This window comes from Bacillus sp. F56 (assembly GCF_001748205.1).
Classification (GTDB): domain Bacteria; phylum Bacillota; class Bacilli; order Bacillales; family Bacillaceae; genus Bacillus; species Bacillus stercoris.
On record NZ_BDFC01000005.1, the window covers coordinates 57,100 to 72,173 of the forward strand.

Below are 15,074 nucleotides of genomic sequence, written 5' to 3' on the forward strand. Positions count from 1 at the left end.
TCCATTATTCAATAACATCTCTTTCCTATGAATTCGTCTTATTCTTATTGAGTTCAACAATGGCTCTCGCCGCTACTTCAGCATCATCAAAATCGAAGGTTTCATTTCCGATCTGCTGATAGGTTTCATGTCCTTTTCCTGCAATGAGGACAACGTCGCCTTTTTTGGCATTGGCAATCGCGAAAAAGATCGCCTGTTCGCGGTTTGCAATACTGTGATAGTATGCGTTCTCTACCCCGGCTTCCATATCTCTTAAAATCGCGCGAGGGTCTTCGCTTCTCGGGTTATCTGAAGTAAAAATTGGCTCGTCAGCCAGCTCCACAGCAATTTTAGCCATTTTCGGGCGTTTCGTCTTATCTCTGTCTCCACCGCAGCCGACAACGACAAATAGCTTTCCTTCTGTCATGTCTCTGCAGGTCTGCAGCACATTTTCAAGGCTGTCAGGTGTGTGCGCGTAGTCTACAATGACTGGAAACTCCTGCTGCTGATTGACCAATTCAAAACGTCCTCTTACACCACGCAATTCTTCAACAGCCTCAGTGATGATTTCAAATGGTATGCCTGCTGCAATACATGTCGCAACAGCGGCCAGCACGTTATACACATTAAATTGTCCGACGAGAGACATCGTGATGTGCTTCGTGCCTTTGTTTGTCACGAGATCAAAGCTTGTGCCCTGTGCAGTGATATTGATGTTCTTCGCCATCACGTCAGCATTGTTTTTAATTCCGTATGTAGAGATATGCGCTGCTGTTACCTTTTCAAAATAAGCGCTCGCCTCATCGTCAGCATTCAGTACGGCACGCTTAGGATGTTCATGGTTGAAAGCCCCGCCAAGTTGGGAAAAGAGCAGGCTTTTTGCATGCCGGTACTCATCCATCGTTTTATGATAGTCCAAATGGTCCTGCGTTAAATTCGTAAACACGGCAATATCATAATCACAGCCATGAACGCGTCCTAAAGACAAGGCGTGGGAAGAAACCTCCATGATAGCAGTGTCGACGTGCTTGTCATTCATTTTCTTAAACGTTTTCTGCAGCGTGACGCTTTCCGGAGTCGTGTTTTTCACTGGAAGTGTTTCGTCTCCGATTTTCATGTACATTGTACCGATCAAGCCTGTGCGTTTTCCCGCTTTTTTCAAGATCTCATCGACCATATGGGTCGTTGAAGTTTTGCCGTTTGTCCCCGTTATCCCGATCAGTTGGAGCTTCTTCGTCGGCTGTCCGTAAAACGCATCAGACAAAACGCTGAGCGCGCGAAGTGACTGCCGGACAATAATAACAGGAACATCCACATCGACCTCTCGTTCTGCCACAATAGCCGCTGCGCCGTTTTCTACTGCTTTTTGCGCAAAATCGTGGCCATCCACCGTATACCCTTTTACACATACAAAAAGACTCCCTTTCTTTACTTCTCTGGAGTCCATCTCAATTGAAGTTATTTCAGGGTCTTGTGAGTCGTTTACAGAAGGTTCGGTTGTTAAGTATGTAAGCAGCTTTGTAAGTTTCATCGTATCAAACCTCTCAACATTCTAATTCGTTCTTTTTATCATTGAAGTCACATCAAAGGATGTGGTAATGATTTTAAGCATACAGTTCATATTTTAGCGTAAATAAAAGGATACATCCAGCTAATCTTGAAAGATATCAGCATTTTTTCTGCAATAAAAGAATAGGCAGCCCGAATCAATCGGCTGCCTCCTTTTCATCTTCTTCAGTCAAATACACGCGTATCTTCGAACCCTCTTTTACTTTCGTTCCGGCAGCTGGCGATTGTTTAACGATTTTGCTTCCTTTCCCGGAAGCATCTACATTGAGATTCACCAATAGTGACTCAAGATCTGAGACAGACATCCCTACAACATTCGGAACTTCTATTGTTTTTGTGTCGTTCCATTGGTATTTTTTCTCGATTTGATTTTTCCGGGGCTTCACACCAAGTTCCGGCAGGCTGTCTCTCATAATATTCCCGACAATAGGCGCTGCAACCGTTCCGCCAAACTGAATCGTGCCTTTCGGGTTATCCACCGCAACGTAGACAACCAGACTCGGATCATCGGCGGGCGCGAAACCGATAAATGATACAATATGGTTGTTTTCGAGGTATTTTCCATCTTTAACCTTTTGTGCCGTTCCCGTTTTTCCTCCGACACGATATCCTTCCACAAATGCATTGCGGCCGGTGCCTTCTGCGACAACGCTTTCTAGAGCATAGCGGATTTGTTTGGATGTTTCTTCAGAAATGACTTGTTTCTTTGCGATTGGAGATTGTTTTTTGACCGTTTTCTTCGTAACAGGATCGATCCATTCCTTTGCAATATAAGGTGTGTAGAGCGTCCCTCCGTTTACAGCGGCAGATACGGCTGCAACCTGCTGAATCGGCGTGACGGATACTCCCTGTCCGAAAGCTGTAGTTGCTTGCTCCACCGGACCCACTCTGTCAAGCGGGAACAAGATGCCTGTTCCCTCGCCTTGAAGGTCAATTCCCGTTTTTTGTCCAAAACCAAAGTCTTTGATATATTTGAAAAGCTTTTCTTTTCCTAAGCGCTCGCCCAATTCAACAAACCCCGGGTTGCAGGAGTTCTGTACAACTTCTAGATACGTCTGCAGCCCGTGCCCGCCTCTTTTCCAGCACCGCAGTCTCGCTCCGTCCACTTCCGCATGCCCCTTATCATAAAATTGATCCCGTTTTAAATTAACTTTTTGCTCTTCAAGGGCTGCTGCAAGCGTAATGATTTTAAAGGTAGATCCCGGTTCATACGTGCTCCATACTGGCAGATTTCGATTGTAGACGGACGGATCGACTGATTGGTAATCAGCAGGGTCAAAGTCAGGCCTGCTAGACATCCCCAAGATTTCTCCGTTTTTCGGATTCATGGCTACGGCAATCATACCGTCCGGATGATATTTGGCCTCAGCGTTATCAAGCTCTCTTTCCAGTATCGTCTGAACCTTTGAATCAACTGTCAGCTTCATATCAAGCCCATCCTTAGGCGGCGTATAGTCGTCCGCTTCATCAGGCATCTTCTTTCCCTTGGCATCTGTATAAAACTTAACAGAACCTTTTTCCCCTTTTAGATCATCGTCGTAATAGGCTTCCAGTCCAAGGAGCCCTTGGTTGTCAATTCCTGCAAATCCAAGCACATGAGATAAAAAGCTGCCGAACGGGTAATGACGGATACTGTCCTCCGCAACATACACACCTTTTAAATCAAGCGCTTTGATTTCCTTCGCCTTCTCATTTGAAATTTTTCTCCCCTCAGGAGTGATCTTTTCGATTGACGCTTTTTTTGTCACATGTTTATATACTTTTTCTTCTGACATGTTGAGCACCGCCGCAAGCTGCTTGCTCGTTTTCATCGGATTCTGTACTTGGCGCGGCACGACGAATACGGTCGGCGCACTTTTGTTTGTTGCGAGTTTCACGCCGTTCCGGTCCAGAATCTCGCCTCTCTCCGGCTCAAACGGCAAGTTACGGCTCCAGGAATCTTTCGCCAGCGAAGTCAGTTTTTCGCCCATCACAAACTGAACATACCCCAGCCTTGTATCAATGATCAGAAACACGATCACGCCAAAAAGCAAAACAAATAATAAACGTTTTCTAACCGTTACATTCGAGACGCGCAAGAGACCGTTCACTCCTTATTTAGGCTTGTTTTATTTTATGCCTGAAATTGGACAGGTAGAACGAGGCTCCTCTGAAGGCATAAAAAAAGAAAGCCTGCATAACGCAAGCTTTCTTTTTAATCAGGATTTTTAAACTTAACCTTGATTACGGTTTTATCTTTTATTTCTTTGTCTTTCTTGACGCTTTGGCTGACAGCGTAGCCTTGGCCGTTTACTTCAATATGAATTCCCGCGAGCTCGCCGTACTGAAGAACCTCTCTTCTCGACCACCCTGTCATATCAGGCATTTTGATTTTGCCGCCCGTTTTCAGGAAAACCTTCTGATTGGTGAGAACTTCCTCATCCGCTTTCGGATACTGTTCTTTTACAGCGACATCACTGCCGATGACAATCGGTGTGAGATTCTCTTCTTTTGCTTTCTTTTGAGCAGCAGTAACCGTTTGATCTGTTAAATCAGGCATTGTCTGCGCTTTTGTTTCTTCCTTATCTGAGTCAGATTTTTCAGTTGGCTCTATGTTTAGGTAATGCAGGCTGTTTTTCATTGTTGGGTTGAAGATTTCTGATACTGGATCTGAACTGCTTTGTCCTGCTTTTAGTTGCGGCTGCTGTACAGCAACATAAATCAAAAGCTCAGGATCATCTTTTGGTGCCATACCCATAAACGAAAAGATATAGTCATCTGTTCCGTCTAAATATCCGCCTTTTCCAGCTATTTGCGCAGTACCTGTTTTCCCGGCAACATCAAAACCTTCGATTTTATAGGCTTGCCCTGTCCCGATCTTCGATGTAACGACTTCTCCCAATATATCCCGCACCTTTTTCGCAGTGCTTGCAGAAATCGGAGTTCCGGCTGATTCCGGCTTATTTTGATAAATAGTTTTATCTTTATCGGGATCAACGATATGGTCAATCACATAAGGCTTCATCATTTTGCCGTTATTCGCAATTGCCGTTGCGGCCTGAAGCTGCTGAATTGGTGTGACTGCAGACGCTTGTCCATATGCGGTTGACGCCTTATCAAATTCATATTTAAAGTTAATTTTGCTGGAGACTTCTCCTGGCAAATCAATACCTGTTTTCTGGTAAAGATTGAATTTGTGCAAATATTGATTGAGGCGGTCATATCCCAGCTTTTCTTTCGCCAGTTTCGCAAATGCAACATTCGACGATCTTAGGACGCCGTCATGATAGGTTGTCGGCCCCCAGCCAACGCCTCCATTATGGTCCCTGACAGGTTCCCCGCCAACTTCAAACGTACCTGATTTATATTTTTCGTTCGCATTAAACACGTTTTCCTGCATCGCAGCAGCGAGTGTAAAGATCTTCATCGTTGATCCGGGTTCATACGCATATGAAATCAAATCATTATAGTAGTTTGTCACATCGCGCTTGTTCGGATCAAAGCTTGGCCGCTGTCCCATGGCAAGGACTTTGCCTGTTTTCGGATCGACGACTGCGGCCATAATTTTTTTCGGATTATACTTTTGCGCCACTTTTGTCATGCTGTCTTCCAAAAAGGTTTGAATTTTCTGGTCAATGGTTAAATATACATTGTCACCATTTTTTGGCGCGGTAATTTTATTTTTGCTGTTTGGGAGCTCCCAGCCGGATTTGTCGCTTTCATATGTCACATATCCGTCCCGCTCCTTCAAATACTTATCCAGCACTTTCTCTAATCCCATCGCGCCGGAAATTTCATTTGTGTCCTGATCAACCTCGGCATAGCCGATTAGATTAGATGCAAATATACCGTTTGGATAGTAGCGTTTTGTATCCCGTAAAAATGAAATGCCCGGGAGTTTCATTTTTTCGATTTTTTGCTTTTGTGAATACGTAATATCCCGGCCAGCTGAGCCAAACTCGACTTGTTTTGCATCTTTATTTAAGATATCAAGGATGTCGGCCTTGTCCAAGTTTATCACTTTAGACAATGCTTCCGCCGTTTTTTCTTTGTCTACGACATGCTGAGGATGCTTGACATCAGTGGTCATTTTTTTATCGAGAATCGCAATCAGCTTATACGTCGCCGTGTCCTCAGCAATCACTTTTCCGTTTCGATCTAAAATCGAGCCGCGGCTTGCCTCGATGGTCCGTTTCTTTTCATGCTGCTCTGTCGCTTTTGTCGCAAGCACTTCGCCGTCCGCTTTTCCGGTTATTTGAATATATGCCATTCTCCCTAGGATGACAAAGAAAAAGAGAGCGAAACAAATACTTAGAATCGCTGCTCCTCTATTCATAAATTTATTCTTTTTTGGCATTTGAATCATTCCTGTATGTTTTTCACTTTTTTATCTTTTAAATTCAAGCCGTTCTTTTTCGCAATGTCCATAATGCGCTGCGGTTTGCTTAAATCAGCAACGCTTTTTTCGAGGTCACCAATTTGCTTATTTTCGGATGAAATTTGCTCCTCAAGCTTTTGCACCTCAATATTGGTTTGATATGCCGCATATGCCTTCGATACGATCAAAAGCGATACGCTGAGCACCGCCGCAGCAAAGAGGACAAGAAGCACTTTTTCTCCGAGAGTAATGGAAGCCCTTTTTTTGACAATCACTTTTTTCTCAGGATTGATCGCATGCCGCTGCTGTTTCTCTGGTTGGTAAGCTAAATTGCTCATAGGCTGATGACCTCCTTTTAATTTTGCATTCGCGTTTCGTTATTTTCTTTTTTCAGCAATCCGAAGCTTGGCAGAACGGGCCCTGTTGTTCTCTTCAAGCTCTTCTTGAGATGCCGTAATCGGTTTTCGTGTGATGAGCTTCAGCTCCGGCTCAAACTCTTCCGGTATAACAGGAAGACCCGGAGGAAGTTCCGGAAGCGACGACTTTTCTTTAAAAGTGGTTTTGCAAATTCTGTCTTCTAGCGAGTGGAAGGTAATGACCGATACCCTGCCCCCTGGCTTCAGAACCTCAATTGCCTGCTCCAAAGCTTCTTCAAACACCCTAAGTTCATCGTTTACGGCAATTCTGATTGCCTGAAACACGCGTTTAGCGGGATGTCCCCCGCTCCTTCTCGCTGGAGCGGGAATCGCGTCTTTTATTAGATCGACCAGTTGGCCCGTAGTTTGAATAGGAGACTTCATTCTTGCCTCCTCAATTTTTCTGGCGATCTGTTTACTGAACTTCTCTTCTCCGTATTTAAAGAAAATACGGACGAGATCCTCATAGCGCCACTCATTAACGACTTCTTTCGCCGTAAGCGTAGCCGACTGGTCCATCCTCATGTCCAACGGTGCGTCATGATGGTAACTGAATCCGCGCTCCGGTGTATCCAGCTGCGGAGAGGACACCCCTAAATCAAATAAAATACCGTCTACTTCTGTAATACCTTGTTCATTCAAACATTCTTTTAAATACCTGAAATTGCTTTTAATCAGAATAAGCTGCCCTTTATAATCGGACAACGCTTCTTTCGCATGCTGTAATGCCATATCATCTTGGTCAAAAGCGATTAAACGCCCCTTCTCGGATAACTGCTGCAATAAGTATGTACTGTGCCCAGCTCCGCCGAGTGTGCAGTCTACATATGTACCGTCCGGTTTAATATTGAGTCCGTCTACGGTTTCACGAAGAAGTACTGTCTTGTGTTGAAACATTTTGTGTTGGTCCCACCTTTTATCAGGATGAATTGAAATTGTTTTTAGAGTGTTATACACGAAGAATCATTATATATCAAACCCAATCATGTTTTCAGCAATTTCAGCAAATGAATCTTCTTGCTCTTCTGTGTATTGTTCCCAAATTACTTTACTCCACAATTCAATTCGATTAGAAACCCCGATAACAACACATTCTTTTTCCAGTTTGGCGTAATTCAATAGAGATGATGCAATATTTACCCTGCCTTGCTTGTCCAGTTCGCATTCGGTCGCCCCTGAAAAGAAGAAACGGGTAAACGCGCGGGCATCTTTCTTTGTGAGAGGAAGAGCTTTCAGTTTTTCTTCAATTTGTTTCCATTCGTGCATAGGGTAGCCGAAGAGACATTGGTCAAGCCCTCTGGTCAGCACAAATTGCTCACCTAGGCCATCTCTAAATTTAGCGGGTACGATCATGCGGCCTTTCGCATCGATGGTATGCTGATATTCACCCATAAACATGATCTCTTGCCCCACTTTCTCTCCTTAACTCACCACTATTCACCACTTCGCTCCACAACTTCATTTTACACTGTTTACCCATAAAAAAAAACCCTGAACTATTCAGGGTTCTTTAAAACTTTATTTCAAAGTTTGACAACTTGATGTTGATTTTGAAAAGAAAATGGCAGATTCTTGAATGTCATGAAGAATTTTGGACCGTACCTGTTCAAATAATACATGATATTCCAAATCCGTTCTTGCGGCGCAAGAAGCGGCTTAATGCTATTTTGAATTCTCTCATAATCCTTCAATACGTAGCCTTCTTTTTCCTCAATTCGCTTCGTCACCGTGCGCTCTAAGAATTGAAGCTGATCCTGAATAAAAGCGGCATTTTTCAGGAGTAAAGGTTCCATGCTTTGATCGACCTTTAACGCCTCCTGCCGGACCGTTTTGTGAATCGCTTCAATTTGGCTTCTCGCTTGATCCATCACCGCCGTAAACTCTTCCGGAATCTGGCGCTCGAAGTATGTCTCTCTTTGATTCTCCGTTCCGCGCTCAATCGCATCTTGTAACGAGATATTCCGTTCAGCCAGTTTTTTCTCAATATGCCGCTCAAGTATCGTAATGTTCAGCCTTGGCATGACAGGAGGCATTTTAAAACCCATCACCGCAAAAGCCTGTTTGAGCTCACCCCAATAGTTGATTTCTCCAGGGCCTGCAATAAATGCTAAAGTCGGAATGAGAAATTCCTGCATTAAAGGTCTCGTTACAACATTGTTGCTGAAGCGCTCCGGATGTTCTTCCATATGCGTATGAAGTTCATCCATCGTCCATCCTAGATCAAGCTCATTGACAACAAATCGGCCGTTATCTTTTTCAATTAAAAAACGTTCTTCTTCATATTCATAAAACAGATTTGCCTGCTCTTTTCCGGACTCGATAATCGGTTTGTAGCCTGCTTGGCGCATGAAGGCCTGCTGATCTGATACAGCGCGGGCGAGTTCATCATTTTCTCGAAGAATCTTTTGGAACATGGCCGTTTCCAGCTTTTTAATCCCAGGATCTCCAGAATTTAATAAAACTAAGCCCTCCTCTTGGAACAGATCCGCGATCAGCAGCTCAAAGAAGTCAGTAAACGTAACAGATTCTCGTAAACATCGTTTCACATTGTCAAGAAGTGAATTCGTGTGGTCTGTTTCTTCAAAAGCGGCAAACACATCATCTATCCACGCGGAACACTTTTCCTGATCAAGCGTTGTGCTCGCTGCTGATGACTTCTTCCAATATGACTGAGATAGCTTTTTTTTCACAGGACCATTCTCTTCAGAAATATGAACAAAATTAATCTCATCCAAATCGTGGTCTTCTCCGGCCACCCAGAAGATCGGTATGACAGGCACTTGCAGTTCCTTTTCTTGTTGCTTTGCTAAAACAATGATTGAAATGATTTTATGTATGGTGTAAAGCGGCCCTGTTAAAAGTCCTGCCTGCTGTCCGCCGACTACAGCGGCACTTGACGGGTCCTTCAGCTTCTCAATAGCGGACTGCATCGCACTTGAACCGAATTTATTATGGTACGAGGATAAGTACGCCGCCAATTCCTCTCTTGCGAAAAACCGGGAGGATAAGTCTTGCAGTCTTTCACGCCACATGTCCTTATGATGAATGCTGTAATCAAAAAAAGAAGACATTTCTTCTTTGCCATCTATATAGTGCTGTACAAACACATTCTGATTTTTGATGGAAAGTTCAGTTAGCTGCATCTTCTAGAACTTCCTTTCTCCAATAAATAGTTAGTTATCCGAAATGAGTATAGCATGTTACCGAAAAAGCTCAAAAGACTTTGTTTGTATTTCGCTCAAATGCTTTGATGCTGCCGTATAAAAACGCTAGATGGACGGCATCAATTCCGTGAAGACTTGCTTCCTTCAATAAGTATCCGATGATGGCGTCAGCTTCCGTCTCCCGGCCTTCAATGACATCAACCAGCATTGAAGAGCGATTTTCTTTCGTTAGTCTGCAAACGGCCTGAACCCGCTCCCAAGCCTCTTCTTCGTTTTCAAGCCTTAAAATGCGGCACGCCTCCTGAAATACCAGCTTCATAAAAGCCAGATAAGCTGGCGTTGTCAGCAGGTCTCCATTTTTCACCTGCAATAACGCAGTTAAAGGATTAATACACGCATTTACAATCAGCTTGCCCGTTAGCAGACGGTACCAATCTGTCTCATAACAAATCGGAAAATCCGAGTGGTTATGCTGAAACAAGATGTTCAGCCGATCTGGTTCAGCATCGAACGCGCTCCATTTTATCGCACCTAGGCCTGTATGATCAACAGCTGTATCCGATTTTCTTACAGCCCCGTGCTCAACGATTCCAACATAAATAGAGTGGCCAACGTGCCAGTCTTTTAGGTTGTGGATATGCCCCATGCCGTTTTGCAAAAATAATATATTCGTTTTTCTGATCCGTTCAAGCGACGGAAAAACAGACTGAAGCTGATGCTGCTTCACTGTCACGACAAGCAGATCGAAATCCGAATTGATACTCGTGTCTGCACTGCAATCAGCGCTGAATTCCTCCCCGCCTTTATAAAGCCGGATTCCTTCAGACTGAATGGCCGCAGCCTGTTCCTGCCGCCTCGTCACAACAGTCACGTCGTGATCAAGTGACAAATAATAGGCGCATAAAAGACCGACGGAGCCTCCGCCGATAATTCCAATTTTCATGATGTCACACCCAATTTAGCTTTTACGTATTATCATAGCAGAAGTATGAAGAAATTACTTCTCAAAGATCCCATGTGCTTAAAATTAAAGTTTAAATATTTGGATTTTTTAAATAAAGCGTTTACAATATATATATAGAAACAACAAAGGGGGAGATTGGTTTGACAAAGGTAGAACGTCTGCTTATCAACTATAAAACGCTGGAAGAATTCAAGAAATTTAAAGAATACGGCATCCAGGAGCTTTCAATGCTTGAAGATCTTCAGGATAATATTATTGAAAATGACAGCACTTCGCCTTTTTACGGGATTTATTTCGGCGACAAACTTGTAGCACGAATGAGTCTGTATCAAGTTAACGGCAAATCGAATTCCTATTTTGACAATCGCCAGGATTATTTGGAGCTGTGGAAGCTTGAGGTTCTTCCAGGCTACCAGAACAGGGGATATGGGAGAGCCTTGGTTGAATTTGCAAAATCATTCAAAATGCCAATCCGGACAAATCCGCGAATGAAATCAGCAGAATTTTGGAACAAAATGAACTTTAAAACTGTTAAGTATGATATGGCGCGGGACAAAGGGGAAAATCCGCTCATCTGGCATCCTGATATGGATCGCGAAATGACACCGGGAGAGTCCGCATAGACATAAAAACAACCGGCCTATTCTTCCTATAGGGCCGGTTCATTTCAAGCGTTTCTTTACGTTTCTTGAGCCGCTTTTTTCATTCTTCCGTCTTCCTTGGATACAACCATTTTTCTGGCCCGATCCATAATGTCGATCAGTGCCTTGTAATCCTCTTCTGTCATCTCTAGCTGATTCCGCAATGTTTGATTTTCACTCCGCAAATCCTCAAGCTCTTTTTGCAGCGATTGGATTTGCTCCTTCAATTTTTCCCTTTCGAGCTGAAATTCTTGTGCAGAAGGTGCTTCTTTAAATTGTTCGAGAAATTGAATGACATCCTGAATGGACAAGTCTCGTTTTCCTTCTGACGATGCCGAGGCAGTCTGCTTCACGGAATTCGGCATATTGACCGAATGAACGCCGATTTGCTTTCTCAGTTCTTTCCTCTGCTTTTTCGCAAGCTCTATACCTGACTGGTATTGTTTTCTTACATATGAGTTCCACCTGAAACCGCAGGCTGCCGCGGTTCTGGTCAGCGCCCTTCCTACCTCCTCAAAGGCGGAAAGCTGTGTTCCTCCCTCTCGAATATGACGAAGCACCACTTCTGCCAGCAGCAAATCCTCATCCTGAGTCCAAGCATCTTGTCTTGTAATGGTCAAATTCAATCTCCCTCCATGTCAGCTTATTTATCTCATACATATGCCGGTAATAGATTAGATAGACTATTTGCACTCACAAATTTTCCGCAAGCTGACAGGAAGAGAAAAAGAAAAAGCGCAGGGCTTTCACCCTGCGCTTTTCTCATTAGTTACTTTTTACATTTATGTCTTTGCCGTTGTATGATCCGCATGCTTTGCATACACGGTGAGACAACTTCATCTCTCCGCATGACGGACATTCTGTCATACCAGGTACATTAAGTTTGAAATGTGTACGGCGCAATCTTTTCTTCATTTTAGAAGTTCTTCTAAAAGGTACAGCCATTATTCCCACCTCCTTAAAGAGTTAAGATTCATCATCTTGTTTTAAGAGCTTTTCGAGGGCTGCAAGTCTCGGATCAACTTGTTTCTTCTTGTCTTCTTCCGAAATGACTTGCCAGTCCTTTCCTTCTTGAGGAGCAGCTCCTTTTTCTTGTTCAGATTCACAAAAGATTTGCATAGGGATTTCTAAAAGAATTTCTTCTTTCACGATCGGAGTTAAGTCGATAGTATCGTCCTCAACAATGTGAACGTCATCATCTTCTATATCATCCGTGTGATGAAATATAAACAGTTCTTTTGTTGAAATTTCAAATGGATACGGGACATCAACGAGTGTTCTTGAGCATGGCAAAATCATTTCGCCTGAAATTGTAAAATCAAACGAAACCTGTTTGGATTTGATATCCGCTCTGCCCTTCACCCGGACGGGAGAAATGCGGCGAATGTCAGAATTCAGCTTTGTCAGCTCATTTAACTCAACTGTTTCATCAAATTCAAAACTTTGTTTTGGCATTTGATGCAGCTGATAAATCGTCCATTTCATTTGTATCACCTCAGGAAAGCAACAAACATGATTATAGCTTTTAAGATTGTTTTTGTCAATATTTTTTCTTTACAGCATAATGCTGCCATCCAAGTATCGTTGACAGCGGAATATGCTATGCATACACTTAAAACAAAAATAAGGCGTAAGAGTTTTCATTTGCAAATGTACCATACGTTTTTAAACATAGCAAGAAAGGCGGAAAAAATATGAATGCTGTCGGATTGGTGGTTGAATATAACCCCTTTCATAACGGTCACCTTTATCATGCCCAAACAGCAAAGCGGCAAACCGGATGCGACACGGCTGTCGCGGTGATGAGCGGGCATTTTTTACAGCGTGGGGAACCGGCTGTTGTGTCAAAATGGGCCCGAACAAAAATGGCGCTGCAAAGCGGAGTTGATCTTGTTATTGAGCTGCCTTATCTTTATGCCGTGCAAAAAGCGGACATTTTTGCACGCGGCAGTGTTTCCATCCTAAACGAAATTGAATGTGAGGCGCTGTTTTTCGGGAGTGAGAATGGGGATATCAAGCCGTTTTTAGAAACAGCACAGCTTATTAATGAGCATAAACATACATTTGATGACCGAATTAAAGAAGAACTTAAAACGGGGACGAGTTATCCAGCAGCGGCGGCTAGCGCCTTCAGCTCCATTTTGCATTCCGAAAGTGCACTTGACTTGTCAAAACCAAATAACATTTTGGGATACCAGTATGTGACTTCGATTCTAACCGGGGGATATCCTATGAAACCTTATACCACGGCACGCATCTCTTCGGACTATCATGATGCCGATCTCCCTGAAGGTGAAAACCCTATCGCAAGCGCCACAAGCATCAGAAAAGCGATGACTGGCCAGAGTCTCGAAGCCTGCCTTCGTTTTCTCCCTGCTGCATCTGCACGAGAATTAGCAGCTTACCGCAAATCTTTCGGATTGTGGCATACACCTGAGCGCTACTTTTCTTACTTGAAATACAGCCTTTCAACAGTAACAGCACAGGAATTACAGCAAATATACGAGGTGGAGGAAGGTTTAGAGCACAGAATTCTTCGTTCGATCAGAAAGGCCAGCTCCTATCTGGAATATATGGAGCTGCTGAAAACGAAACGTTATACATGGACAAGGCTCCAGCGGATGAATACGCACATTTTAACCAGAACAAAAAAACAGGATATAAAAAAGCTGCTTGACGACGATAAGGTGCCATATATCAGGCTTCTCGGCATGACGAAAAAAGGACAGGCTTATTTATCCGAAAAGAAAAAAGCACTGTCTGTTCCGCTTGTCAGCAAACTGTCCTCTTTCTCTCATCCAGCTCTCGATCTGGACATAAAAGCAAGCAGAATTTACAGCCTGCCGATAGAAGAGCCGCTGAGAACCGAGTTTGACCTGCAGGAATACGGACATACACCGATTCGCTATGACGAAGATGGACAACACTTTTTAAATGTATAGAAAAAGCACCTGAGAATCAGGTGCTTTTCGCTTTCAGCTTATTCAAATAGTCAATCGCATCCTGCATGGTATCAACAGGCACAATCTTCATATCTGAATCAATATCTTTTGCTGTTTTTACAGCATTTTCATAATCGGAATTGCTGGCGCCGTTTTGATTTGGCGCGAAGAAAATGTCTTTTCCGGCTTTGTCTGCGGCGACGACTTTTTGATCAATTCCGCCAATCGGGCCTACTTTTCCGTCAACATCAATGGTACCTGTTCCCGCAATATCATAACCTTTTGTTTCGTCTGTTTTTGTCAGCTGATTATAGATTTCAAGAGACATCATTAACCCGGCAGAAGGGCCGCCAATATTCTCGATTTCAAAATCAATATCCGGCTCCACTTTGACGTTTCTGTCCGTATAAAGTGAAACACCGATCCCAGCCCGTTGCGGCTCATCAGGGAATTGTTTTAACGTAAGAGTGACACGCTTTTCTTTTTCTTCTCTTTCGATCTTTAACGTCACTTTATCGCCTGCGTTTTTGCTGCTAATATAATCAATCAGCTTTTCAGCTGACTGATAGTTTTTGCCGTCTGCACTGATGATTTTATCACCGACCTCTATTTTCCCTTTTGCCGGCATGTTTTCTACAACTGAGCTTGCATATATGCCGTTAAAGGAGTAGCTGACTTTTTTTCCTGCTTTTTGATAGGCGGCTATAACCGCGTTTTCTTGCGAGCTTTTCATCATTTGGAGCTGCCTTTTCATATACTCCTTATCTGACTCGCCTTCTTCCTTAATGCTCTCATCAGGAACAATTTCATAATAAGGGTGCATCTTTGCCCACACATATGTAAACGGATTAGCCGGTCCCACTTTGACAGTCATTAAGGACAAGCTTCCTTTTTCCGGGTAGCCTCCCTCCACTTTTATCAATGGAGCAAGCTCTGTCGCTTCTCCCGGTTTTGTAATATAGTATGGAAGTTTTATAAATGATAAAACGGCGATCAGTATGAGGATGACGAGCATCCAGCTAAAATGTTTTTTACGTAGCAA

15 protein-coding genes are annotated in these 15,074 nt (G+C 43.4%); 3 read left to right on the forward strand and 12 right to left on the reverse strand.

Annotated features, from left to right (window positions below; translation table 11 throughout):
* Positions 1-25 precede the first annotated feature (25 nt).
* The 8 genes from BFW96_RS04780 to BFW96_RS04825 all read right to left on the reverse strand — a co-directional run bounded on the left by BFW96_RS04780 (position 26) and on the right by BFW96_RS04825 (position 10,428).
* On the reverse strand, positions 26-1,510 hold the full coding sequence (locus BFW96_RS04780) for a UDP-N-acetylmuramoyl-L-alanyl-D-glutamate--2,6-diaminopimelate ligase (protein ID WP_069838802.1): 1,485 nt from the start codon (positions 1,508-1,510) through the stop codon (positions 26-28).
* Between the two features lie 175 nt (positions 1,511-1,685).
* A complete protein-coding gene (locus BFW96_RS04790) occupies positions 1,686-3,626 on the reverse strand; it encodes a stage V sporulation protein D (RefSeq protein ID WP_014663883.1) in 1,941 nt (646 codons plus the stop codon).
* A 116-nt stretch (positions 3,627-3,742) separates the two neighbouring features.
* Positions 3,743-5,884 (reverse strand): penicillin-binding protein 2B, encoded by a 2,142-nt coding sequence (gene pbpB / locus BFW96_RS04800; RefSeq protein WP_069838804.1) that lies wholly within the window; start codon positions 5,882-5,884, stop codon positions 3,743-3,745.
* Between the two features lie 5 nt (positions 5,885-5,889).
* On the reverse strand, positions 5,890-6,243 hold the full coding sequence (gene ftsL / locus BFW96_RS04805) for a cell division protein FtsL (RefSeq protein WP_040083221.1): 354 nt from the start codon (positions 6,241-6,243) through the stop codon (positions 5,890-5,892).
* 39 nt (positions 6,244-6,282) lie between these two features.
* Positions 6,283-7,218, reverse strand: a complete 936-nt coding sequence (gene rsmH / locus BFW96_RS04810) for a 16S rRNA (cytosine(1402)-N(4))-methyltransferase RsmH (RefSeq protein ID WP_014663880.1) — start codon at positions 7,216-7,218, stop codon at positions 6,283-6,285.
* A gap of 69 nt (positions 7,219-7,287) precedes the next feature.
* A complete protein-coding gene (gene mraZ / locus BFW96_RS04815; RefSeq protein ID WP_010328053.1) occupies positions 7,288-7,719 on the reverse strand; it encodes a division/cell wall cluster transcriptional repressor MraZ in 432 nt (143 codons plus the stop codon).
* A gap of 125 nt (positions 7,720-7,844) precedes the next feature.
* On the reverse strand, positions 7,845-9,464 hold the full coding sequence (gene bshC, locus BFW96_RS04820) for a bacillithiol biosynthesis cysteine-adding enzyme BshC (RefSeq protein WP_069838805.1): 1,620 nt from the start codon (positions 9,462-9,464) through the stop codon (positions 7,845-7,847).
* A gap of 70 nt (positions 9,465-9,534) precedes the next feature.
* Positions 9,535-10,428, reverse strand: a complete 894-nt coding sequence (locus tag BFW96_RS04825) for a 2-dehydropantoate 2-reductase (RefSeq protein WP_069838806.1) — start codon at positions 10,426-10,428, stop codon at positions 9,535-9,537.
* Positions 10,429-10,589: 161 nt separating this feature from the next.
* Here BFW96_RS04825 and BFW96_RS04830 point away from each other — a divergent pair, with 161 nt between their 5' ends.
* Positions 10,590-11,072, forward strand: a complete 483-nt coding sequence (locus tag BFW96_RS04830; RefSeq protein ID WP_014663877.1) for an N-acetyltransferase — start codon at positions 10,590-10,592, stop codon at positions 11,070-11,072.
* 56 nt (positions 11,073-11,128) lie between these two features.
* Here BFW96_RS04830 and gerR read toward each other — a convergent pair whose 3' ends face one another.
* The 3 genes from gerR to BFW96_RS04845 form a co-directional block, all read right to left on the reverse strand.
* On the reverse strand, positions 11,129-11,710 hold the full coding sequence (gerR, locus tag BFW96_RS04835; RefSeq protein ID WP_014663876.1) for a sporulation-specific transcriptional regulator GerR: 582 nt from the start codon (positions 11,708-11,710) through the stop codon (positions 11,129-11,131).
* A 145-nt stretch (positions 11,711-11,855) separates the two neighbouring features.
* The gene (gene rpmF / locus BFW96_RS04840) at positions 11,856-12,035 is read right to left on the reverse strand and encodes a 50S ribosomal protein L32 (protein ID WP_003154457.1); all 180 of its coding nucleotides are present in this window, start codon (positions 12,033-12,035) and stop codon (positions 11,856-11,858) included.
* Between the two features lie 21 nt (positions 12,036-12,056).
* Entirely contained in the window at positions 12,057-12,575 is a 519-nt protein-coding gene (locus tag BFW96_RS04845; protein ID WP_069837491.1) for a YceD family protein, read from the reverse strand.
* 27 nt (positions 12,576-12,602) lie between these two features.
* On the opposite strand from BFW96_RS04845, the gene BFW96_RS04850 reads away from it, so the two are divergent.
* Together BFW96_RS04850 and BFW96_RS04855 are read left to right on the forward strand one after the other, a co-directional pair.
* A complete protein-coding gene (locus BFW96_RS04850) occupies positions 12,603-12,788 on the forward strand; it encodes a hypothetical protein (protein ID WP_014663874.1) in 186 nt (61 codons plus the stop codon).
* Positions 12,785-14,032 carry a nucleotidyltransferase gene (locus BFW96_RS04855; protein ID WP_069838807.1) on the forward strand — a complete coding sequence of 416 codons (1,248 nt, stop codon included), beginning with the start codon at positions 12,785-12,787 and terminating at the stop codon, positions 14,030-14,032. Before BFW96_RS04850 ends, BFW96_RS04855 begins: the two co-directional genes overlap by 4 nt.
* Before the next feature lie 16 nt (positions 14,033-14,048).
* Here BFW96_RS04855 and ddcP read toward each other — a convergent pair whose 3' ends face one another.
* Positions 14,049-15,074, reverse strand: coding sequence for a protease DdcP (gene ddcP / locus BFW96_RS04860; protein WP_069838808.1), 1,026 nt, complete (start codon positions 15,072-15,074; stop codon positions 14,049-14,051).